This window comes from Streptomyces sp. NPDC031479, assembly GCF_055581065.1.
On record NZ_JBVIKC010000017.1, the window covers coordinates 105,643 to 125,446 of the forward strand.

The 19,804-nt window shown below is 73.7% G+C and carries 20 protein-coding genes; 5 read left to right on the forward strand and 15 right to left on the reverse strand.

What is annotated here, in order from left to right; genetic code table 11:
- Positions 1-129 precede the first annotated feature (129 nt).
- Entirely contained in the window at positions 130-942 is an 813-nt protein-coding gene (locus ACZ5D2_RS20720; RefSeq protein WP_371675305.1) for a glutamate ABC transporter substrate-binding protein, read from the forward strand.
- Between the two features lie 346 nt (positions 943-1,288).
- Here ACZ5D2_RS20720 and ACZ5D2_RS20725 read toward each other — a convergent pair whose 3' ends face one another.
- Positions 1,289-1,825, reverse strand: a complete 537-nt coding sequence (locus ACZ5D2_RS20725; protein WP_468931043.1) for a MarR family winged helix-turn-helix transcriptional regulator — start codon at positions 1,823-1,825, stop codon at positions 1,289-1,291.
- A gap of 53 nt (positions 1,826-1,878) precedes the next feature.
- Between ACZ5D2_RS20725 and ACZ5D2_RS20730 the strand changes: the two genes are divergently transcribed.
- Positions 1,879-2,313, forward strand: coding sequence for a MarR family winged helix-turn-helix transcriptional regulator (locus tag ACZ5D2_RS20730; protein WP_371675306.1), 435 nt, complete (start codon positions 1,879-1,881; stop codon positions 2,311-2,313).
- Between the two features lie 3 nt (positions 2,314-2,316).
- Here the strand turns inward: ACZ5D2_RS20730 and ACZ5D2_RS20735 are convergent, their stop codons facing one another.
- Entirely contained in the window at positions 2,317-2,883 is a 567-nt protein-coding gene (locus tag ACZ5D2_RS20735; RefSeq protein WP_356217166.1) for a DJ-1/PfpI family protein, read from the reverse strand.
- A 217-nt stretch (positions 2,884-3,100) separates the two neighbouring features.
- On the opposite strand from ACZ5D2_RS20735, the gene ACZ5D2_RS20740 reads away from it, so the two are divergent.
- Positions 3,101-3,922: an endonuclease I family protein gene (locus ACZ5D2_RS20740; RefSeq protein WP_371675307.1), complete on the forward strand. Its 822-nt coding sequence runs from the start codon at positions 3,101-3,103 to the stop codon at positions 3,920-3,922.
- Between the two features lie 51 nt (positions 3,923-3,973).
- Here the strand turns inward: ACZ5D2_RS20740 and ACZ5D2_RS20745 are convergent, their stop codons facing one another.
- The 6 genes from ACZ5D2_RS20745 to ACZ5D2_RS20770 all read right to left on the reverse strand — a co-directional run bounded on the left by ACZ5D2_RS20745 (position 3,974) and on the right by ACZ5D2_RS20770 (position 11,847).
- On the reverse strand, positions 3,974-4,855 hold the full coding sequence (locus ACZ5D2_RS20745) for a geranyl diphosphate 2-C-methyltransferase (RefSeq protein ID WP_468930957.1): 882 nt from the start codon (positions 4,853-4,855) through the stop codon (positions 3,974-3,976).
- Between the two features lie 17 nt (positions 4,856-4,872).
- On the reverse strand, positions 4,873-6,180 hold the full coding sequence (locus ACZ5D2_RS20750; protein WP_371675310.1) for a family 2 encapsulin nanocompartment cargo protein terpene cyclase: 1,308 nt from the start codon (positions 6,178-6,180) through the stop codon (positions 4,873-4,875).
- Between the two features lie 295 nt (positions 6,181-6,475).
- Positions 6,476-7,888 carry a family 2B encapsulin nanocompartment shell protein gene (locus tag ACZ5D2_RS20755; RefSeq protein WP_371675311.1) on the reverse strand — a complete coding sequence of 471 codons (1,413 nt, stop codon included), beginning with the start codon at positions 7,886-7,888 and terminating at the stop codon, positions 6,476-6,478.
- 535 nt (positions 7,889-8,423) lie between these two features.
- On the reverse strand, positions 8,424-10,058 hold the full coding sequence (locus tag ACZ5D2_RS20760) for a beta-N-acetylhexosaminidase (protein ID WP_371675312.1): 1,635 nt from the start codon (positions 10,056-10,058) through the stop codon (positions 8,424-8,426).
- A gap of 87 nt (positions 10,059-10,145) precedes the next feature.
- Entirely contained in the window at positions 10,146-10,583 is a 438-nt protein-coding gene (locus tag ACZ5D2_RS20765) for a GlcG/HbpS family heme-binding protein (RefSeq protein WP_371675313.1), read from the reverse strand.
- A gap of 22 nt (positions 10,584-10,605) precedes the next feature.
- Positions 10,606-11,847, reverse strand: coding sequence for an MFS transporter (locus tag ACZ5D2_RS20770; RefSeq protein ID WP_371681084.1), 1,242 nt, complete (start codon positions 11,845-11,847; stop codon positions 10,606-10,608).
- 265 nt (positions 11,848-12,112) lie between these two features.
- On the opposite strand from ACZ5D2_RS20770, the gene ACZ5D2_RS20775 reads away from it, so the two are divergent.
- A complete protein-coding gene (locus ACZ5D2_RS20775) occupies positions 12,113-12,580 on the forward strand; it encodes a MarR family winged helix-turn-helix transcriptional regulator (RefSeq protein ID WP_371675314.1) in 468 nt (155 codons plus the stop codon).
- A 49-nt stretch (positions 12,581-12,629) separates the two neighbouring features.
- On the opposite strand, the gene ACZ5D2_RS20780 is transcribed toward ACZ5D2_RS20775, so the two are convergent.
- From ACZ5D2_RS20780 to pdxR, 5 genes are all read right to left on the reverse strand, one after another.
- Complete coding sequence (locus tag ACZ5D2_RS20780) at positions 12,630-13,190, reverse strand: hypothetical protein (RefSeq protein ID WP_371675315.1); 561 nt, start codon at positions 13,188-13,190, stop codon at positions 12,630-12,632.
- Positions 13,187-13,879 carry an RNA polymerase sigma factor gene (locus tag ACZ5D2_RS20785; protein ID WP_371675316.1) on the reverse strand — a complete coding sequence of 231 codons (693 nt, stop codon included), beginning with the start codon at positions 13,877-13,879 and terminating at the stop codon, positions 13,187-13,189. The genes ACZ5D2_RS20780 and ACZ5D2_RS20785 overlap by 4 nt, the downstream gene beginning before the upstream one ends.
- Positions 13,880-13,887: 8 nt before the next feature.
- Entirely contained in the window at positions 13,888-14,391 is a 504-nt protein-coding gene (locus tag ACZ5D2_RS20790; RefSeq protein WP_371675317.1) for an LAETG motif-containing sortase-dependent surface protein, read from the reverse strand.
- Between the two features lie 121 nt (positions 14,392-14,512).
- Entirely contained in the window at positions 14,513-15,442 is a 930-nt protein-coding gene (locus ACZ5D2_RS20795; RefSeq protein WP_468930966.1) for a nitroreductase/quinone reductase family protein, read from the reverse strand.
- Positions 15,443-15,756: 314 nt separating this feature from the next.
- Positions 15,757-17,244 (reverse strand): MocR-like pyridoxine biosynthesis transcription factor PdxR, encoded by a 1,488-nt coding sequence (gene pdxR / locus ACZ5D2_RS20800; protein ID WP_468930969.1) that lies wholly within the window; start codon positions 17,242-17,244, stop codon positions 15,757-15,759.
- Positions 17,245-17,273: 29 nt separating this feature from the next.
- Here pdxR and ACZ5D2_RS20805 point away from each other — a divergent pair, with 29 nt between their 5' ends.
- On the forward strand, positions 17,274-18,227 hold the full coding sequence (locus tag ACZ5D2_RS20805; RefSeq protein WP_371675320.1) for a DMT family transporter: 954 nt from the start codon (positions 17,274-17,276) through the stop codon (positions 18,225-18,227).
- Between the two features lie 90 nt (positions 18,228-18,317).
- On the opposite strand, the gene ACZ5D2_RS20810 is transcribed toward ACZ5D2_RS20805, so the two are convergent.
- The gene (locus ACZ5D2_RS20810) at positions 18,318-18,950 is read right to left on the reverse strand and encodes a class I SAM-dependent methyltransferase (RefSeq protein WP_371675321.1); all 633 of its coding nucleotides are present in this window, start codon (positions 18,948-18,950) and stop codon (positions 18,318-18,320) included.
- Between the two features lie 82 nt (positions 18,951-19,032).
- Positions 19,033-19,407, reverse strand: a complete 375-nt coding sequence (locus tag ACZ5D2_RS20815; protein WP_030229701.1) for a YbjQ family protein — start codon at positions 19,405-19,407, stop codon at positions 19,033-19,035.
- Between the last annotated feature and the right edge of the window lie 397 nt (positions 19,408-19,804).

Consider the following 19,804-nt stretch of genomic DNA (forward strand, 5'->3'; position numbering starts at 1 on the left):
TAGTGACGCTGCGCCCGTCACCTTCCTAGCTTCCTCATACACGTGCCGTGACGCCCCCGCGGTTGCGCGCGTGCCCCCGTTCCCGCGATTTCCACCCGTGGTTCCGCGTTTCCGACGAAAGAGTGCAGCATGAAGGTTCCCAAGGCCGGTGCGGTCGCCGCAGTGATCGCCCTCGCCGCCACCGCCTCCGGCTGTGGTGGTGAAGCCCCGAAGGAGCCCCTCTCCATCGGAATCAAGTTCGACCAGCCGGGCATCGGGATGCGCGAGACCGACGGAACCTTCACCGGTTTCGACGTCGACGTGGCCACGTACATCGCGAAGGAGCTCGGCTACAAGCCGAACGAGATCGAGTTCAAGCAGGTGTACAGCTCGGACCGGGAGCTGCTGCTCCAGTACAACGAGGTCAAGTTCGTCGCCGCGAGCTATTCGATCAACGCGAAGCGGCAGGAGAAGGTCGACTTCGCCGGGCCGTACTTCGTCGCGCACCAGGACCTGCTGGTCCGCGCCGACGACGGCTCGATCACCAAGGCCGAGGACCTCAACACCAAGAAGCTGTGCTCGGTGACGGGCTCGACCTCTGCCGAGAACGTCAAGAACAACCTCGCGCCCAAGGCGAGCGTGCTGGAGCTCGGCGGCTACTCCGAGTGCCTCGTCGCACTCCAGGACGGCCTCGTCGACGCGATGACCACCGACAACTCCATCCTCGCCGGGTACTCGGCCAGGAAGGGCAACGAGGGCAAGTTCAAGCTGGTCGGCCTGCGGCTGAGCAACGAGAACTACGGCATCGGCGTCAAGAAGGGCGACAACGACCTCCAGCGCAAGATCAACACGGCGCTCACCAAGATGGTCTCGGACGGCTCCTGGGAAGCGGCCGTGAAGAAGAACTTCGGGCCGGCGAACTACAAGTACGAGCCGGCGCCCCAGGTCACGACGGGCAGCTGACGCCCGCCGGGCCCGCGTACGCGCGGCCCCGGACGCAGCGCGCGACGCCCCCGGACCGGAATCCGGGCGGCGCCGCGCCCTCGGCGCCCCCTGCGCAGCCATCCCCGGAGTCCGGTTCGCCCCCGGCGGGGGCCCTCGCACCCGCTCGCGCCCAAGCCGCCCGCCCGCACCGACCGCGCCCGTCCGACACCGGCCTCCGGTTCTTCGCCGCACTCGGGACGGGCGGACGCTTGACCCGCCGCGCCGCGGAGCCTACGGGCGGGGGCAGGCCGACGGAGCGGGCCATGGGCGCAGGTCACCGCTTCGACCGGGCCGCCGGTCGACGTCCGCCGCACGGGAGCGGGGCTCAGCGGTCGCGGCCCAGTTCCTGGAAGCCCTCCGTGAAGCGCGCGAACAGCCGGGCGAACTCGGCGCGCTCCCCCTGCGACCAGTCCGCCGTCACCCGCTCCACCACCGCCCGCCGGAACGCGTGCGCCTCGTCCAGCGCCACGCGCCCGGCGGGGGTGACGGCCAGGGGCGCGCGCCGCCCGTCCGCCTGGTCGGCGCCCCGCCGGACCCAGCCCGCGGCCACCGCCGCCGTCACCAGGCGGCTCGCCCGGGGCTGGTCGACGTGCAGGGCGTCGGCCACGCCCCGTACGCCCACCGGCTCCCCCGCCTCCTCGGCCGCTTCCACCACGTCGAGGACGTCGAACGCCGGACCTCCGCCCTGGGCCGTACCGGCTCCGGCAAGGCGGGAGAGGGTGCGCCGGGTGACACTGCGCCGCATCGAGACCATGGCCCGCTCGATCCGCACCACGTCGGGCCCCGCCACCTCGGGCCGCACGGCGGCCGCCCGCGCGTCCGCGCTCCCGTCAGCCTTGCCCATGCCCGCCTCCAGATGCATACTCACCAACAATTACTTGTAGTTTTACATCTTTCATGGAGAGGCGGACGGCCATGACCACCCCGTCGCAGCTCAAGCCGATCGGCTACTACCTCAAGCACCTCGACGCCCTGATCGACCGGGAATTCGACCGGGCGCTCACCGCGAGCGGCCTCACCCGGCGCCACTGGCAGGTCCTGCACGCCCTCGCCTCCCACGGCCCGCAGGGCCCGGCCGGCCTCACCGCGCGGCTGCGCCCCTTCTGGGACCAGGGCGCGATCACCCTCGACGAGGTCACCTCCGGCCTGTCCGCCCGCGGCTGGATCGCGCTCGACCCGGACGCCGGGACGTACGCCCTCACCACCGCGGGGGACCGGGGCCACGCGGACGCCGAACGGCTCATCCTGGCGACCCGGGGCAGCGTGACCGCCGGCGTCACGGACGAGGAGTACCTCGGCGCCGTCACCGTCCTCGCCCGCATGTGCGCCAACCTCGAAGCGACCGGCTGACCGCTACGCCAGCGGCGCCTTGGCCCGCAGGACCGTGAGGAACTCCCGCATCCACGCGGAGTGGTCGGGCCACGCGCGTGCGGAGACCAGGGTGCCGTCGACCACGGCCTCGGAGTCCTCGAAACCGGCCCCCGCCGCCTTCATGTCCGGCTCCAGCGCCGGATAGGCGGTGACCCGGCGGCCGTCCAGGGCCCCGCTCGCGGCGGTGATCAGCGGTCCGTGGCAGATCTGCGCGATCGGCTTGTCGGCCCCGGCGAAGGCGGCCAGGATCCGCCGCACGTCGGGGTCGTTGCGCAGGTACTCCGGCGCGCGCCCGCCCGGGACGACCACGGCGGCGTACTCCCCGGGAACGACGTCGGCGAAGGCGATGTCGGCCGGCCAGGTGTAGCCGGGCTTCTCCGTGTAGGTGTCGAAGCCCTCCTCGAAGTCGTGCACGACGAAGCGCAGCTTCTTGACCGAGGGGGCCGCGATGTGCACCTCGTACCCCTCCTCGCGCAGGCGCTGGTAGGGGTAGAGGACCTCGAGCGACTCCGCCGCGTCGCCGGTCACGATGAGGATCTTCGCTGCCATGGGCTGCTCCCGGTAGGACTCTGCACGGTCACCTCGGCCCTGCCGAGGCCACCGCTACCGTGCCCGAGCCGGCCGGACGGCAAACCCCAAGGTCCGCGCCCCCGACACATGGCCTTTACCTGTTGGGCACATGACAATGTGACTCTCGCTCTGCCACCAGACACCCTGCCAACTGCCATGGTGGGGACGGTGCGTGTGGAGAGGTATCCCCCACGTCATGAGAATCTCCCGTACGACCCCCTGGGCCGCCGCCGCGGCGGCGGCCGCGCTGCTCCTCGTGCCGGCCACCGCCACGGCGGGCCAGCGGACGGCGGCACCCCACGCCGCCCCCGCCGCGGCCACCACGGCCACCACGGTCGACGCGTACTACGCCGCCGCCGAGGGCAAGACCGGCGCCGCGCTGAAGACGGCCCTGCACGACATCATCAAGAACCAGTCCAAGGTCACGTACGACGGCGTGTGGAACGCGCTGAAGGTGACCGACCAGGACCCGGCGAACCCCAACAACGTCATCCTCGTCTACTCCGGCCGTTCCCAGTCCAAGGCCGGCAACGGCGGCGGGGTCAACGACTGGAACCGCGAGCACGTCTGGGCCAAGAGCCACGGCGACTTCGGCACCGCCACCGGCCCGGGCACCGATCTGCACCACCTGCGCCCCGAGGACGTCACCGTCAACAGCACGCGCGGCAACAAGGACTTCGACATGGGCGGCAGCCCGGTGGCCGAGGCCCCCGGCAGCTACACCGACGCCGACTCCTTCGAGCCGCGGGACGCGGTCAAGGGCGACGTCGCGCGGATGCTGCTGTACATGGCGGTGCGCTACGACGGCGGTGACGGCTTCGCCGACCTGGAGGTCAACGACAAGGTCAACAACGGCACCGCGCCCGCGATAGGCCGGATCAGCGTGCTGAAGCAGTGGAACCAGCAGGACCCGCCGGACGCCTTCGAGCAGCGCCGCAACCAGGTCATCTTCGACACCTACCAGCACAACCGCAACCCGTTCATCGACCACCCGGAGTGGGTCAACTCCATCTGGTAGCCGTCCGCCCAGCCTGTCCGGGCCCGTCGGATCACGGGCCCGGACCGGACGTCAGACGCGGTCGGCGGCGATCAGGACGTACTGGAACGAGCCGTCCTCGTAAGACCTGATGAACGCCTCCTCGATGCCCGTCACCAGGGAGGACGTGGCGCGCAGCCGCCAGTAGGGCAGCGTGTCCGGGGTGAGGTCGATGACGGTCTGCGGGACCAGCCGGTTGTCGGCCATGGCCCGCAGGTACTCGCGCCGCGAGTGGATGTTGCACTCGAAGTGGGCGTTGATCTGCGAGACCCACTTCGACGGCTGGCCGTACTTCGGGTTCCAGCAGCCGGTGATGGTCACGTAGCGGCCTCCGACCTTGAGGATCCGGGAGTGCTCGGACATCAGGTCGTGCAGGTCGACGTACATGCTGGACTCGTTGTTCCAGGAGGCGGACACCGAGCCGCTCTCCAGGGGGGTGTCGAGCATGTTGCAGACCCGGGCGCGGACGTGGTCCCCGATGCCGAGCTCACGCGCGCGCTGGTTGGCGAAGTCGGCCTGCTTGGCCGACAGGGTGACGCCCTCCACCTTGCACCCGAAGCGCTGGTGGGCCATCACCATCGAACCGCCGCGGCCGCAGCCGGCGTCCACCAGCGTGTCGTCGCGCCCGATGGTGCCCAGGCCGTCGAGCAGTACGTCGGTCTGGGCCGACTCCAGCCGGTGCAGCTCGGCGACCAGCTTCTTCTCGTACGTGCTGTCGGCGGGGTCCCCGAGGGCCTCCGTGGCGACGGGACCCACGCCGTAGTGGTGGTGGTAGAGGCCGTCGACATCGCCGAGACGCAGGTTCACCGGCCGCGCCTCTTCGTTCCAGTAGCGGGCGATGTCGCCCTGGTAGGGCGTCGCCGGGGCGGGGATGAAGGCGGAGGCGCCACGGGTGGGAGTGATCTCAGTGGTCACAGATAAGTCCATTCCTCTTACCAGAAGTCGGGCAAGCTGTAGCGGTAGGTGTTGGTCATGTGCCAGTAGTGGTTGCCGTCGACCCAGACGGCCACGCCCCGCAGGAAGCGCAGCAGGCGCGGGTCGGGCCAGGAGGCGGCCAGCGCGGCGGCCTCGGCCTCGAACTCGTGCATGAGCTCGTTGTGGACCTCGACCGCCTTCAGGTAGCCCTCCTTGTCGGAGAGACCTTCCTGCTCGGCGATCACCACGGGCAGGTTCAGGTGTTTGCCGGGGCTCTTGAGCTCCTTGGTGTAGGAGTAGAGGTCGTTCGAGATCGTGGTGGCGTTGCCGGCGAGCGCGATGACCCGCTGCAGGGCGGGCAGGGCGTGCAGGTCCGGCGGGAGCTCGTAGCCGCCGACCGTGTCGGTGATGGTGGGGCAGGGGCGGAAGTTGTTGAACTGCCGCATCGACAGGTACTCCCACACTTCGGGCGTGTAGTCCGTCTGCGCCCACGCCGCCTCGGCGAGGTACCCCATGTGGAGCCGGGCCATGTCGTGCCGGAACCGGTCCGCCTGGGACGGGGTGGCGGCCTCGGAGAAGTACGCCATGGCCGAACGGTAGGAACGGCGGGCGGCGTCCGAGAGCAGCGACTCGGCCCACACCCCCTGGTACTCCGTCGTCGTGTGGAGCGGGTCCAGGGCGGTGTGGGCGAGCAGAAGCCTTCCGCCCAGGCCGACCGGCGAGCCTCCGTGGTCCTCGCAGTAGACGTCGTCGACGACGTTCTCGGCGACCATCAGCCGGGTGGCGATCATCAGGTGGTCGACGGTCGGGGCGTCCGGGTGGCAGGCGACCATGTAGCGGCCCACGGAGAAGCCGTCGAACTGGTCCTCCCACTCCGGGGGGTAGGCCTCGACCTCGTCCACCGCCCACCGCTTGATCCGCCGGCTGACCTCCGCCACCCGGACGGGGTCGGGCTCCGGCACGGGATGGTGGTAGAGGCCGGGGATCGGCCGGCCCTCTGCCGGAGCGTCCGCCGCGGCGGACGGTACGGGCGGCCGTACGCGCCGGGCGGGGTACAGCCCTGACGTCCCCATGCCGCTCGGGCCGCGGACGATCCGGTCCAGGGCGGGGTTGGGGCCCGGGACCGCGGCCGTCCCGGCCTCCCGCACCGCCCCGGCGGCGAGGTCGCCGCCCGCGCCCTCCACCGCCGGTGCGGCCGCTTCCGCCCCCGGTACGGAGGTCCCGGCGGCGGGCCCGAAGGGCAGCGCCGGGCCGGTCGGCAGGGGTGGCCGGAGAACGGTGCCGGGAAGGGCCGAACGCAGGGGGGACGTCCCGGAGTCGGGCATCCATGGCTCCTAAGTGAGGTGGGTGGGCTGTTCCGGATCTCGGGCACGCGCAGGCGCACGGTTCCGCGCACGCGGGCACCGCCGGACACGCCACCGCGCGGGCAGGCCGCAGCGGTGCGGGGCGGACCCGCGCCGGGCGGCCCGGGGCCGCAGCCGTGGCCGGGGCCGTGCCGGCGGGGCGGGCCGCGGTCGCCGGGTCCCGGCGCTCCGGGCCGGACGGGCCGGACGGGCTCCTGAGGAGCACGCGCGCCGGACACCCCCGAGGGGTGTCCGGCGGGTCGGGCCGGGTCACCCCCTAGTCGCGGCTCCGCGCGATCTGCACGTTCTCCAGCACGCCGAGCGCGTCGGGGACGAGGATGGCGGCGGAGTAGTACGTGGTGACCAGGTAGGAGATGATCGCCTGCTCGTCGATCCCCATGAACCGCACCGACAGGCCCGGTTCGTACTCCTCCGGCAGACCGGTCTGGCGCAGACCGACGACGCCCTGGTTGTCCTCGCCGGTGCGCATGGCGAGGATCGAGCTGGTGTTGTCCTTGCTGATCGGGATCTTGTTGCACGGCAGGATCGGGACACCGCGCCAGGCCGGTACCTGCTGACCGCCGAGGTCGACGTGGTCCGGGTAGAGCCCGCGGGCGTTGAGTTCGCGCCCGATGGCCGCGATGGTCCGGGGGTGGGCGAAGAACAGCTTGGTGCCGCGCCGGCGGCAGAGCAGTTCGTCGAGGTCGTCCGGGGTGGGCGGGCCGGAGTGGGTCTGGATCCGCTGCTTGAAGGAGGCGTTGTGCAGCAGACCGAACTCGCGGTTGTTGATCAGCTCGTGCTCCTGGCGCTCGCGCAGCGCCTCGATGGTGAGCCTGAGCTGTTCCTCGGTCTGGTTGTGCGGGCCGTTGTAGAGGTCGACGACGCGGGTGTGGACCCGCAGGACCGTTTGCGCGATGGAGAGTTCGTACTCGCGCGGGTTGAGCTCGTAGTCGACGAAGGCGCCGGGCAGCTCGGGCTCGCCCGTGTGGCCGGCGGACATGGCGATCTCGGCCTCGCCGTGCTTGTTCTGCCGCTGCCGGGGCAGGCTGCTGAACCGCTGTACGTGTGCCTGGAGTTGCGGCGCGTTGGACAGCACGGAGGCGAAGTCGGCGCGGGAGAGGCTGAGCAGCGTGCCCGCGGTCTCGGCGGTGGCGCTGTAGTCCCACTCCGCGTCCGCGTCCAGCAGGGCGTTCTCGCCGAACCGGTCGCCGTCGGCGAGTACCGCGACGGCGACCTCGTCGCCGTACTTGCCGACCGAGGTCTGGGCGATCCGGCCGTGGGCGACCAGGTGGATCCGGTCGGCCGGGGTACCGCGCTGGACGAGGACCTCGCCGGGCCCGAAGTCACGCTGGACGCAGCGGGCGGCGAGGGCGCCCAGCACCTCGACGTCGTCGAAGCCCCGCAGCAGGGCGAGTTCGCCGAGTTCCCGCGGGATCACCCGGACGGTGGCGCCGTCCTGGACGAATTCGATGCGCCCGTCGCCGACGGTGTAGCTGAGGCGGCGGTTCACCCGGTAGGTGCCGCCCTTGGTTTCGACCCAGGGGAGCGTCCGCAGCAGCCAGCGGGAGGTGATCTCCTGCATCTGCGGGGCGGACTTGGTGGTGGTGGCAAGGTTGCGGGCGGCCGCCGTACCCAGGCTGGACTGCCGGGGCGGAGCGGGCTGCGCCTCCGTGCTGGCGTCAACGGTCATCGGGCGAGCTCTCCTTCGCGGGGGCGGTGACCGTCGTCGCTCACGGGCGGGGTGGTCAACCGGTGAAAAGAGGAAGAAAGAGGAACAGGAGCAAGGGGGACGGACATCCGGGGAGTCCGCCCGAATCCGTGGAAACAGTAACGGCGGCGGAACCGGTGATCGTCCTGAGGCCGAGGGCATTACCTCGATCCGGCGATCTCCGTCTCAGCCGCGTTTGCCGTGGCGGCCGGCCACATTCAAGCCCGATCGAACGTGGGTCCGATACGCCGCGGCGGGACGCTCTCGCGCCCCTCCTCCCCCTCACGCCACAGAGGTCTACCGATGTCTCATCGCCTCCGCCTCCGGCCCCGCAGGCGCGCACGCTGCCACGACGGAATCTCCCGGCGTCATCCGGACCGGGACCGGACACCGGCTCCGGACCGTTCCCGCCCACCCGCGCTCCGGGAACGACCTCCGCCCCGGCGTGCGCTTCCGCGCGGATCCGGCCAAGTCCCGTGCCGATCGGCGGCCTTCACGGGCAGAAGAGGGCGGCGGATCAGCCGACGCGGTCGGCGAGGGCCCGGAAGTCGGCCCAGGAGGCCTGCGGCGTGCGGGCGTCCCAGAGCTTCTGGGACAGGGCGGCCAGGGGGAGCCGGATGCCCGCGGCCACCTGGTCCTGGGTCTGCGCACCGGCCAGGTCGGCCCAGACGGCGAGCCGGCCGCCGAGGATCTGCGCGTCGTAGCGGGCCGGGACGGCGGTGGTGCCGCGCAGCACCCGCGGGGTCCACTCCTCGTAGATCCGCCGGCCGGTGGGGTACGTGAACTGGTTGGGCTGGCCCAGCACGTAGTAGAGGTACTCGTCGTTGAGGTTGACGACCTTGCGGCCCGCGCTCAGGTACTCCAGCGGCGGCCGGGCGCCGATCTCCTTGCCGGTCCAGTACTCGACCTGGAGGTCCGGGGCCGCGGTGGCGACGCCGCCGCGGAAGAACCCGTCGTTCCAGGCCTTGAGGGCCTTGCCCGACGGGCGGACCACGGCCGCCCGGTCGTTGAGCCAGCCCGTCGCCAGGTCCTGGACCCGCGCGGAGGGCCCGTAGCGGGCGCGGGCGGCGGCCGCGAGCTTCGGGAAGGAGGCCTGCGGGTCGCGGACGACCAGTGCCTGGTACTCGTCGGCGCCCAGGTGCCAGGCCCCGGCGGGGAACAACGGCAGGTACTCGCGCAACAGTTCGTCCACGAGGCGGGCGGAGGCGGGGTTCGCTATGTCCACCGCGCCCTTGACGGCCCGGCCGTTCACGTCGCGCAGCTGGAGTTCGGGGTGTGCGCGCAGCACCGCGCCGAGGTGTCCGGGAGAGTCGATCTCGGGGACGACCGCGATGTGCAGGCGTGCGGCGAGGGCGTTGATCCCGCGTACGTCGGCCTTGGTGAGGTGCGGGGTGGAGACGATCTCCGGGTGGGTGTCGGACTGGATCCGGAAGGCCTGGTCGTCGGAGAAGTGCAGGCCCAGCTGGTTGAGCTTGAGGTCGGCCATCTCGCGCAGCCGGTTCTCTATCCAGGCGGGGGTGAAGTTCTTGCGCGCGATGTCCAGGTTGAGGCCGCGCTGGGGTTTGGCGGGCGCGTCCTCGACCGTGCCCTCGGGGGCGGAGCCGGTTCCGCGTATCTCCTGTTTGAGGGTGCGGGTTCCGTAGAAGACGCCCGCCTCGTCGGGGCCGGTGATCCGGACCCGGCCGTCCTGGACGGTGAGGGTGTACGACTCGGGCGGGCCGGAGCCCTTCGCCGCGAGGGCGAGCTGGACGTCGCCGGGCCCCGGCCGCGTCGATTCCGCGTAGCCGAGCTTCAGCTCGCCGGCGAGCAGTTTCGCCTCGTCGGACAGGGCCTTGCTGTCCGCGGGGGATATGACGACCCGCGCCGCCGGGGCGGGCTTCCAGCCGGGGCCGCGGGCGGGGTGGTGTTCCCGTACGGCCGGGACGGTGCGCGGGGCGGTGGAGAGCGGGTGGGCGGACGGCGGGGGCGAGGGCGGTTCGGCGGGGCTCGCCGCTGGGGAGGGCGTGGATCCGGTGGTGCCCGCGCTCCGGGGGCCGGCCCCGGACGGCTCGGCTCCGGCGGAGCAGGCGGGCACGGCGAGGGCGACCAGCGCGGCGGCCGCCGCCGTGGTCAGGGCCCGGCCCCGCCGGAGCCGCCTCGTGCGCTGGCCCATGTCGATCCCGTCCTGCCGCCGTGTCCCCCGTACCAACCTGGCACGGGGGACACGGGGGCGCGACCCGGGGGTCGGGCAGGCCCGGGCTCAGCCCAGGGCGTCCACGGCCGTCGCGGCGAAGCCGTGGTCCTGCTCGGGGGCACCGCCGCCGACGCCGATGGCTCCGACGAGGCGGCCGTCGCGGTGGACGGGCAGCCCGCCGGCGATGAAGAGCAGCGGCCGGTCGAGGGCGGTGGGCAGGGTGTGGAAGGGGCCGCCGGGCTGGACCGCGTCGACGAGGCCGGCCGTGGGGGCGTTCAGCTGGAGGGCGGTGTACGCCTTGCGGGTGCTGGTCTCGCCGGAGATCAGCACGGCCCGGTCGTCGCGGCGGAAGGCCAGCGGGTGGCCGCCCGCGTCCAGGACGGTGACGCTGACCGTGACCCCGGCGGCTTCGGCGGCGGCCGTGGCCGTGGCGACGAGCAGTTCGGCGTCCCCGGTGGTCAGCGGGGCGACCGCGGTACGGGGGGCGGTGGCGGTACGGGACATGGCGGTGCTCCTGGGAGGGGGATCAGTGGTGGGCCGGGACGGGGGTGGTGGGGGCGGGGGCGGGGGTGGTGGGGGCGGGGGCCCCGGCGGCGACGGTCCGGCTCGCCGTCGCCGCTCGTCCCGTACGGCGCTCCAGCGCTCCGGAGACGAGGGCGAGGACGAGGGCGGAGGCGGCGAGTGCCGCGCCGACCCAGTCAGGGGCGGTCCAGCCGAGGCCGGCGGCGATCACGAGGCCGCCGAGCCAGGCGGCGAGGGCGTTGCCGAGGTTGAAGGCGCCGATGTTGACGGCGGAGGCCAGGGTGGGGGCTCCGGCGGCCTGGTCGAGGACCCGCTTCTGCAGCGGGGGCACGGTCGCGAAGCCGAGGGCGCCGATGAGGAAGAGGGTGACGGCGGCGCCGGTCCGGGTGTGGGCGGTGAGGGTGAACAGGGCCAGTACGACGGCCAGCGCGCCCAGGGACGTGTACAGCATCGGCATCAGGGCCCGGTCGGCGAACCGGCCTCCGACCAGGTTGCCGGCGACCATGCCCAGGCCGAGGAGGACGAGCAGCCAGGTGACGGAGGTGTCGGCGAAGCCGGCGACGTTGGTCATCATCGGGGTGATGTAGGTGATGGCGGCGAACACCCCGCCGAAGCCGAGGACGGTCATGCCCATCGCGAGCAGCACCTGGACGTTGCGGAAGGCGGCCAGCTCGTGACGGACGCGGACCCCCTCGGGGCGGGGGAGGTCGGGGACCAGCCGGGCGATGCCGAGCAGGCCGATCACGCCGAGCGCGGCGACGGCCAGGAAGGTGACGCGCCAGCCGAGGGTCTGCCCGACGAGGGTGCCGAGCGGGACTCCGACGACGTTGGCCACGGTCAGGCCGGTGAACATCATCGCGATCGCGCCGGCCTTCCGGTCCGGGGCTACGAGTCCGGCGGCGACGACCGCGCCGATGCCGAAGAAGGCACCGTGGGCGAGGGAGGCGACCACGCGTCCGGCGAGCATGATGCCGAAGGCGGGGGCGAGTGCGGAGAGCACGTTGCCCGCGACGAAGAGGCCCATGAGCAGCATCAGCATGCGCTTGCGGGGTACGCGGGTGCCGAGGACGGTCATCAGTGGGGCACCGAGGACGACGCCGAGGGCGTAGCCGGTGACCAGGAAACCGGCGGTCGGGATGGAGACGCCGTAACCGGCGGCGACCTCGGGGAGCAGGCCCATGATCACGAACTCGGTGGTACCGATCCCGAAGGCCCCGATGGCGAGGGCGAGGAGGGCGAGAGGCATGAGGGAGGTGCCCTTCAGGGGGTGGGGGGGGTACGGGGGCGGGCGGACGGCATGATGTTGCGTTCGCCGTTTGCCTTCGTCCACATTAATTGCAGACGCGGGATATTTGCAAGCGCGGGCTATTGCGGGGGTGGCCTATCCTGGCGGTACGCACTGCACACGCACTGCACACGCACTCCGCACGGCGGAAGCGCACGGCACAGACGCACCGCGCAGCAGCTCGGCGGTATCGCACCGTCGACGGGGACCATCGACGGAGGAGCCCATGACGGCCACGGACAGCGCACTGACGGGCCTCGCCCAGGGCTGGTGCGCCCTCTCCCTCCTGCACGGCCGGATCGAGGCGCACATCGAGCGGGCGCTCCAGACGGGGCACGGACTGAGCGTGCGCGAGTACTCGCTGCTGGACGTGCTCAGCCGACAGCACGGCGGCCCGGGGGGCCACCTGCGGATGCACCAGGTGGCGGAGTCGGTGGTGCTCAGCCAGAGCGCGACGACCCGGCTGGTCAGCAGGCTGGAGGACCGCGGACTGCTGAACCGCTACATCTGCGACACCGACCGCCGGGGCATCTACACCGATGTGAGCGCGGCGGGCCTGGCCCTTCTGGCCGAGGCCCGCCCCACGAACGACACGGCCCTGCGCGAAGCCCTCGACGAGGCCGCACTCAGGCCGGAACTGGCCCCTCTGGTCGCGGCGGTCGAGAACACCCGGGGCCAGGCCCTGTCTCCTTGACGGACGGGGCGCCGGATCGCGGTCCCGCGGGAGAGGGACGGAGGACGGGCTAGTTGCCCGCCGGGGTCGGGGAGGGTGCGGTGCCCGCCGTGCGGAGGGTGGACGGGGTGGCGGAGGGGGCGGAGCCCGCGCCGGAGCCCGTACCCGGCTCCCCGCCCGCGGGCGTGGTCGGCGGGGCCGTGCGGGGCGCCCGCGAAGGGGTCGCGCCGGGCGTCGGCCCGGCGGACGGGGTCCGCGACGGCGCGGATGCCGGCGGCGGCGACACGGAGGCCGAGGGGGGCGCGCTCGGCTGCGGGGAACCCGAGGGCGTCGGCGAGGTGAACTCGGGCGGCGAGGCGGGCGGCACCGGCCGGGGCCCGGCCGGGTCGGGCCCGAGGACCAGGAACCCGGCGAGGGCCGCCGCCGCCAGGCCGGACAGGCCCGCGAGCGTCCACGCCGAGCGCCGCACCCAGGGGGTGCGCAGGGACAGCCGGCGCAGGTGTGGTCCCGGCGGGTCGGCGGGGCGCAGCGTGACGACCGTGACCTCCTGCGCCCGGGCCGCCAGGGCCTCGCGCAGCAGATGCTCCACGGGGCGTTCGCCCTCGGGCGTGGTACCCGTAACCCGGGTCATACCCGTCCCTCCAGAATCCGTTCGAGTGCGTCCAGCGCGCGGCTCGCGTTCGACTTCACCGCACCGCGGCTGATGCCGAGGGTGTCGGCTATCTCCGCCTCGCTGAGGTCGGCCCAGTAACGCAGCACCAGGACCTGGCGGCGGCGCGGCGTCAGCCCGCGCAACGCGGCCAGCACCTCGCGGTGGGCCTCCCCCAGGACGACGGAGGCCTCGGCGGAGGGGACGTCGGCGGTCACCGGCGGGATCCAGGCCCTGGCGGTGCGGCGGCGGCGCAGCACGGAGCGCGAGGTGTTCACGACGGCGGTGCGCAGGTAGCCCAGGGCGTTGTCCACCTCCGCGATCTCCTCCCCGTAGCGGCGGTACAGGGCGGTGAAGGCGTCCTGTACGACGTCCTCGGCGGTGCCCGGGTCGTCGACGAGGAGCACCGCCAGGCGCACCATGGCGAGGCGGTGCGCGTGGTAGAGCTCGGAGACGGTCGGGGGGCGCGGGGGCGCGTCCCCGACGGCGTCGGGGCCGAGGGGGTGGGCGTGGCCGTAGGTGTACGCGTAGCGGGACGCGTTCGGGCGGGCGTCTGGCCCGGCCGTCGGCGGCGCGGACCGCTCGCGGCGTGAGAGCCACCACCACAAGCCCCGCCACGCCCGGGCGAACCCGGGCGTGAGGGGGCTGATGGATGGTGCGAGGTCGAGCACGGGTGTCCTCAGCTGCTGGTGCGCCGCCGCACGGTGTACAGGGCTCCGGCCCCGACGGCGACGAGCCCGACGGCTCCGGCGGCGAGTGCGACGGTGGTCGCGGAAGAGCCAGTATGCGCGAGCTCGGATCCACCGGGTCCGGCGGAGGGCTCGGCGGAGCCTGAACCCGAGCCGCCGCCGGCGGGCGCCGACGGCGAGGCGCTGGGCTTGGTGCCCGCCGGCTCGGTCGCGATGACGCTCGGCTTGGCGCCGCCGGGCTGGCTCGGGGCGGCGCTCGGCGTGGCGCTCGACGTGCCCCCGCCCGGGGTGGTCGGCGAGGAGCTCGGCTTCGCACCGGCCGGGGTGGACGGTACGGGGCTCGGCGCCGCGCTCGCGGTGACGCCGGGCGCCGCCGCGCCGGAAGAGGCCCCCTCCGAGGCGAAGGCCGGGCCGCCGAGGGCGACGACCGCCCCGGCGGCCGCGACGACGGCGGCCCGGCGGGCGGACAGGGGAACGCGCTTCAGGTTCTTCACTCTGGTTCTCCACGGTCGGGTCGAGGGCTCGGAACTTCGCCCTTCACCCCTCCACGACGTGCGAGTCCCGGATCGGTTGCCGCCGTTCCCGAAAAACTTTTCCCCGGTCCTCCGCCCCCGCTCAGTGCCGGTCCGAAGGGGGTCCCGCGGGGCCCGTGGGCGGCCAGGGGACCTCCTCCAGCAGCGGCAGGAGCGTCTCCTCCTCGTGGTCGAGGTGGGCCGTCAGCTCCGCGGTCATCCGACGCAGCCCGGACCGCAGCCGCTCCGGTTCGGCGATCGCCACCCGGCCCAGCAGGTCGACCAGTTCGCCCTGGATCCGCGCCACCGTGCGGTGTTCCTCCCGCAGCCGTTCGAACGTGTCCGCCAGGTGGGGGTGGTGGGCGGCGATCCCCGGGAAGAGGTGCGCGTCCTCACTGGTGTGGTGGAACTCCAGGCTCTGGCAGAAGGCCAGACAGCGCTGGCGGATCTGGAGTGCGAGCCCGGGCGCGGGCGGTTCGCCGGGCCCGGTGTGCGCGGCGCGGGCCGCGAGGTGGGCTTCGGTCTCGGCGCTGACGTGGCGCAGCTGGGCCCGGAGCCAGGTGTGCACCTCCAGGAGTTTCCCCGCGAGGGTGCGGACCTCGCCCGGTGTGCGCCATCCGTCGGGTTCGGCCGGTTCGAGGACGACGACGGGCAGGGTACGGGCGGTGCGGTCCCGGTAGTCGGCGTAGCCCGGTGCGGCCTCCAGCACGTGGGCGAAGAGGGCCTCGCGGCGGGCCCCTTCGGCGGGTACGGCGAGCGCCTCGAAGGTGTCGGTGCCGAGTTCCACGCGGACCTGGGGGTGGGCGAGCAGGTTGTGGTACCAGTCCGGGTGGTGCGGGGAGCCGAGGTTGGAGGCGACCACGACCGGCGCCCCGTCGTGGCGGACGTAGCCGAGCGGTGTCGTGTGCGGCGCGCCCGAGCGGGCGCCGGTGGTGGTCAGCAGGAGCAGGTCGGCGCCTTCGAAGGGGCCGCCCACGCGGCCGCCGTTGGCACGGAACTCGTCGATGACGGACTGGTTGAAGGATGTGGGCACGGTGGTGTCTCTCCGGTGCGTGTGGCGGGGCACACCGCCGTCCGGCGTCCTACGGGCCTCGGGGCGCGGGAGTTGCCGGTTCCGGGGTGTGCGGAGGAAGGCGTACGGACGTCCGTACGGGGGATGCTGTGGCGGAGCTGACGGGCGAGCCGGTACGCGGCTGCCGCTCTACGTCAACTGCGGGGCGCGGAGTGTGCACTCATGGCGGGTCCCGTGGGTGAGGGGTGTTCCGCCCGACCGCCGGCCGGCCCACTGCTCTTTGGCCGGCGTCACGCGACACCGCTGCCCATTACACGCACCGGGTGCGGGTGGTGTCAACCCGTTCGATCTTGGCGGCCGGTGTCCGTCAGCCCGCGCAAGGCCCGGCCCAGCAGGGCCACTCCCTCCTCGATCTCGCCCGCCGGTCCGGCCGCGTAGCCCAGGACCAGGCCGGGCGGGCCCGGACGCAGCCGGTGCCAGGACAGCGGGTGGGTCTTGACGCCGAGGGCGAGGGCGGCCGAGGCCAGGGCGGTGTCGTCGAAGGAGGCGCCGTCGAAGGTGACCATCAGGTGCAGGCCTGCGGCCGCCCCGTGGACGCGGGCGCCGGGCAGCAGCCCGGCGACGGCGCGCAGCATCGCGTCCCGGCGGCCGCGGTGACGGCGGCGCAGGTGGCGCAGGTGGCGTTCGAGTTCGCCGGAGTCCATCAGGCGGGCGAGGACGAGCTGGGCGAGGACGGGATTGCCGAGGTCGGCGTGGCGTTTGGCGGCGACGACCTCCTCCCGCAGGCCCGGCGGGACGAGCAGCCAGCCCAGCCGGAGGGCGGGGGCGAGCAGTTTGGACACGCTTCCGGCGTAGCAGACGGCCTCGGGGAGCAGTGCCCGCAGGGCGGGTACGGGGGCGCGGTCGTAGCGGTGTTCGGCGTCGTAGTCGTCCTCGATGACCACTCCCCCGGCGGCGGCCCAGTCCAACAGCTCGCGGCGGCGCTCGCCGTCGAGGACGACACCGGTCGGGAACTGGTGCGCCGGGGTCAGCAGCACGGCCCGCGCCCCGGCGGCCCGCAGCGCGGCCACGTCCAGCCCGCCCTCGTCCACGGGTACGCCTACGGTGTCCAGCCCGGCGAACTCCAGCTGCCGGCGCGCTCCGAGCGAGCCGGGGTCCTCCACCGCCACCCCGCGCACGCCGCGCGCGGGCAGTACCTGTGCGAGCAGCCAGAGAGCCTGGGCGACCCCCGCGACCACGACGACCTCGGCGGGGTCCGCGCGGATCCCCCGGTTGCGGGCGAGCCAGCCGGCGACCGCCGCGCGCAGGGCGGGGGCGCCCTGGGGGTCGCCGTAGCCGAAGTCGGCGGGGGTGAGGGCGGCGAGGACCCGGCGCTCGGTCTGGAGCCATGCGGTGCGCGGGAAGGCGGCGAGGTCGGGCACGCCGGGCGAGAGGTCGATCCGGCAGGGCACGGCGCGCAGCGCGTCCACGAGCCCGCCGCGGGAAGGGGCGGCCGGGGGTACCGGGGGCGGGGCCGCGGCCTTCGGGGGCGGGGCGGCGACGACCACGGTGCCGCCCCGGCCGCGGCCGGCCACCTGGCCGGTCTCTGCGAGGCGCTGGTAGGCCTCGGTCACCAGGCCCCGGGAGACCCGGAGTTCGGCGGCGAGGACCCGGCCGGCGGGCAGCCGGCTGCCGACGGGCAGGGTGCCGTCGGCGATGGCGGCGCGCAGGCGGTCGGCGAGCCAGGCGGTGCGGCCGCCGGGCGGGGCCTGCCCGATGTCGAGCTGGAGGAAGTCGGAGCCGCTTTTGGACCCCTGATCGGCGCCTTCTTTGGACCTGCTCACCGGACCATTGTGCCCTCAGGCTGGACGGCATGAGCACCTCCGCGACATCCGCCTCACCGTCCGTGGCGCCGACGCCCTCCGTCTCCCCGCGCGACCTGGTTCCCGGCGTCATCGGCATGGCCCTGGTCGGCAGCAGCGTCACCGTCTCCCGGTCCCTGGTCGGGGCCCCGCTGTTCGCCTCGCAGGCGGTCCGGTACGCGGCCGCCGCCCTGATCCTGGTGGCCCTCGCGCGGGTCGCGCGGGTGCCGTTGGTGCGGCCCCGGGGGCGGGAGTGGCTGTGGCTGGCCGGGATCGCGGCGACGGGCCTGGTGCTGTTCAACGTGGCCGTCGTACGGGGTGTCGCGCACGCCGAGCCCGCCGTGATCGCCGTCGCCGTGGCCTCCGTACCGATCCTGCTCGGGCTCGTCGGCCCGTTGCTGGAGGGGCGCCGGCCCAGCCGTCGGGTGCTGCTGGCGGCGCCGGTCGTGGTGGCGGGGGCGGTACTGGTCGAGGGGACCGGGCGCACCGATGCCGTCGGGGTGGGGTGGGCCGCGCTGGCACTGGCCTGCGAGGCGGGCTTCACCCTGCTCGCGGTGCCGGTGCTGGGGCGTCACGGCGCGTGGGGGGTGTCCGTGCACGCGGTGTGGCTGGGGGCGGTGATGCTGGCGGGACTCGCGGTGTTCGCGGGCGGGCCCGCTTCCGGGCCGGCATCCGGGCCGACGGCGTTCACGGCCGGGCTCGGGGCGCTCACGGCCGGGCAGTGGGCGGCGGTCGGGTACCTGGCGGTGCTCGTGACGGCGGTGGCCTTCCTGCTCTGGTACCGGACGGTGGCGGCCGTGGGATCCGGCCGGGCCGGATTGCTGGCGGGGGTCGCACCGCTCGCGGCGGCGGGCGCGGGGATGCTCGGCGGCGGCGGGACACCGGGCCCGGCGGTGTGGCTGGGCCTGGTGGTGGTGATCGCCGGGCTGGCGCTCGGGCTGCGCCGCGGGGACGCCCGGGGCTGATCCGCCGCCCGCCCCTCACGGGCCCGCCGGGACGGCTTCCCCCCGCCCGTCGGGCCCGCCGGGTTGCCGGGTTGCCGGGGGGAGGGGAGCTCAGGCGGGCCTGTGGGCGTAGCAGAAGAGGTGCTCCTCGGGACCGGCGAGGGGATCGGCGGGGCGGAAGGAAGCGGTGTGGTGGCGCAGCACTTCCAGGCCCGCGCCGGCGAGCCGCTCCAGGTGCTGTTGCGTGGAGAGACTGCTGACGGTGACCCGGTGGCCCATCCACTCGATGTCGAGGCCGCGGATGTCGCCGGGCACCGTGGCCAGCACGAAGTAGCCGCCGGGGGCGACCCAGGACGCCATCCGCTCCAGGGCCGCGGCCACCTCCGGCTGGTCCATGACCAGCAGCGGGAAGAAGGAGCACACGGCGTCGTACCCGTGCGGGCCGGGCGGCACGTACGTACGCACGTCGGCCTGCTCGAAACGGGCTCCGGGGACCCGGGCGCGGGCCGCCTCGACCATGGCCGCCGAGACGTCGATCCCGGTGACCTCGCAGCCGGCCCGGACGAGCCGGTCGGCGGTGGGCCGGCCGGTGCCGCTGCCCACGTCCAGCACCCGTGCCCCGCGGGGCAGGCGGGCCGCCAGCCAGTCGAGGGCCTCGATCTGTCCCGGCACCTCGCCGAACAGTTCCTCGTAGCGCTCCCCCAGCGCGTCGAACACCTCTGCCGCTGACTCGCGTCGGTCCATGGCCCCTCCTCGTCCGATCCCCGGCCCGGGGTGCCACCGTACCCAGGGGGCCCGGTGGCCGGAGGCGGGTTCGGCGAGCGGCTCAGGCCGAGGCGGGCACCAGGACCACGGCCGTTCCGTAGGCGCACACCTCGGTCCCGACGTCGGCGGCGTCCGTCACGTCGAAGCGCATCATCAGCACCGCGTTCGCGCCCCGCGCCTTGGCCTGCTCGATGAGCCGTTCCATGGCCTGGTTGCGGGTCTGCACGAGGGTCTTGGTGAGGCCCTTCAGCTCACCGCCGATCATGGACTTCAGGCCCGCGCCGATCTGGCTGCCGAGGTGCCGGGAGCGGACGGTCAGCCCGAACACCTCCCCGATGACCTGCTCCACCCGGTAACCGGGAACGTCGTTGGTGGTCACGACCAGTACACCGGTCTGCTGGGCGCCGGGCCCGCCGCCGTAGTCTTCGATACCCATGCGCCCCACTCTGGCCCCGGCCCCGGCCGGGCGCATCCGGGACGCGCCGCGGGGCGCTGCGTCGACGTGTTCGACGCGGCCCGTGCCGTCGGCCGGATCACAACGAGCCCGCTACGTCCCGTCCCTGTGGCTGCTGCGGAACCGAAGGAGGTCCGCACGGGCCGCTCCCCGGCCGTGTCACATCACAAGGACCGCGGCAGATGCCGTATTTGACCGCCGGTGGGGCTTCGGCCACGCGGCCGTGCCGGGGGTGCATTTCGTCCACGTGCCGGGACAGGACGTCCTTGAAGCACTGCGCGCGCCGTAGCTCCCGGCTGTCCGTGTAGTGCATACGGCCCACCCCTGATGACGTCCAGGCGGTGATTGCCGTACCCAGCGCGGCGCAGATCAGCCCGAT

Excerpts from the sequence above, each read along its gene's own strand:
- ACZ5D2_RS20760 (WP_371675312.1), bottom strand. The coding sequence starts at position 10,058 with ATGGGCCAGCGCACGAGGCGGCTCCGGCGGGGCCGGGCCCTGACCACG.
- ACZ5D2_RS20780 (WP_371675315.1), bottom strand. The coding sequence starts at position 13,190 with ATGACCCGGGTTACGGGTACCACGCCCGAGGGCGAACGCCCCGTGGAG.
- ACZ5D2_RS20775 (WP_371675314.1), top strand. The coding sequence starts at position 12,113 with ATGACGGCCACGGACAGCGCACTGACGGGCCTCGCCCAGGGCTGGTGC.
- ACZ5D2_RS20815 (WP_030229701.1), bottom strand. The coding sequence starts at position 19,407 with ATGGGTATCGAAGACTACGGCGGCGGGCCCGGCGCCCAGCAGACCGGT.
- ACZ5D2_RS20735 (WP_356217166.1), bottom strand. The coding sequence starts at position 2,883 with ATGGCAGCGAAGATCCTCATCGTGACCGGCGACGCGGCGGAGTCGCTC.
- ACZ5D2_RS20755 (WP_371675311.1), bottom strand. The coding sequence starts at position 7,888 with ATGACCGTTGACGCCAGCACGGAGGCGCAGCCCGCTCCGCCCCGGCAG.
- ACZ5D2_RS20805 (WP_371675320.1), top strand. The coding sequence starts at position 17,274 with ATGAGCACCTCCGCGACATCCGCCTCACCGTCCGTGGCGCCGACGCCC.
- ACZ5D2_RS20725 (WP_468931043.1), bottom strand. The coding sequence starts at position 1,825 with ATGCATCTGGAGGCGGGCATGGGCAAGGCTGACGGGAGCGCGGACGCG.
- ACZ5D2_RS20770 (WP_371681084.1), bottom strand. The coding sequence starts at position 11,847 with ATGCCTCTCGCCCTCCTCGCCCTCGCCATCGGGGCCTTCGGGATCGGT.
- ACZ5D2_RS20810 (WP_371675321.1), bottom strand. The coding sequence starts at position 18,950 with ATGGACCGACGCGAGTCAGCGGCAGAGGTGTTCGACGCGCTGGGGGAG.
- ACZ5D2_RS20740 (WP_371675307.1), top strand. The coding sequence starts at position 3,101 with ATGAGAATCTCCCGTACGACCCCCTGGGCCGCCGCCGCGGCGGCGGCC.
- ACZ5D2_RS20730 (WP_371675306.1), top strand. The coding sequence starts at position 1,879 with ATGACCACCCCGTCGCAGCTCAAGCCGATCGGCTACTACCTCAAGCAC.
- ACZ5D2_RS20750 (WP_371675310.1), bottom strand. The coding sequence starts at position 6,180 with ATGCCCGACTCCGGGACGTCCCCCCTGCGTTCGGCCCTTCCCGGCACC.
- ACZ5D2_RS20765 (WP_371675313.1), bottom strand. The coding sequence starts at position 10,583 with ATGTCCCGTACCGCCACCGCCCCCCGTACCGCGGTCGCCCCGCTGACC.
- ACZ5D2_RS20720 (WP_371675305.1), top strand. The coding sequence starts at position 130 with ATGAAGGTTCCCAAGGCCGGTGCGGTCGCCGCAGTGATCGCCCTCGCC.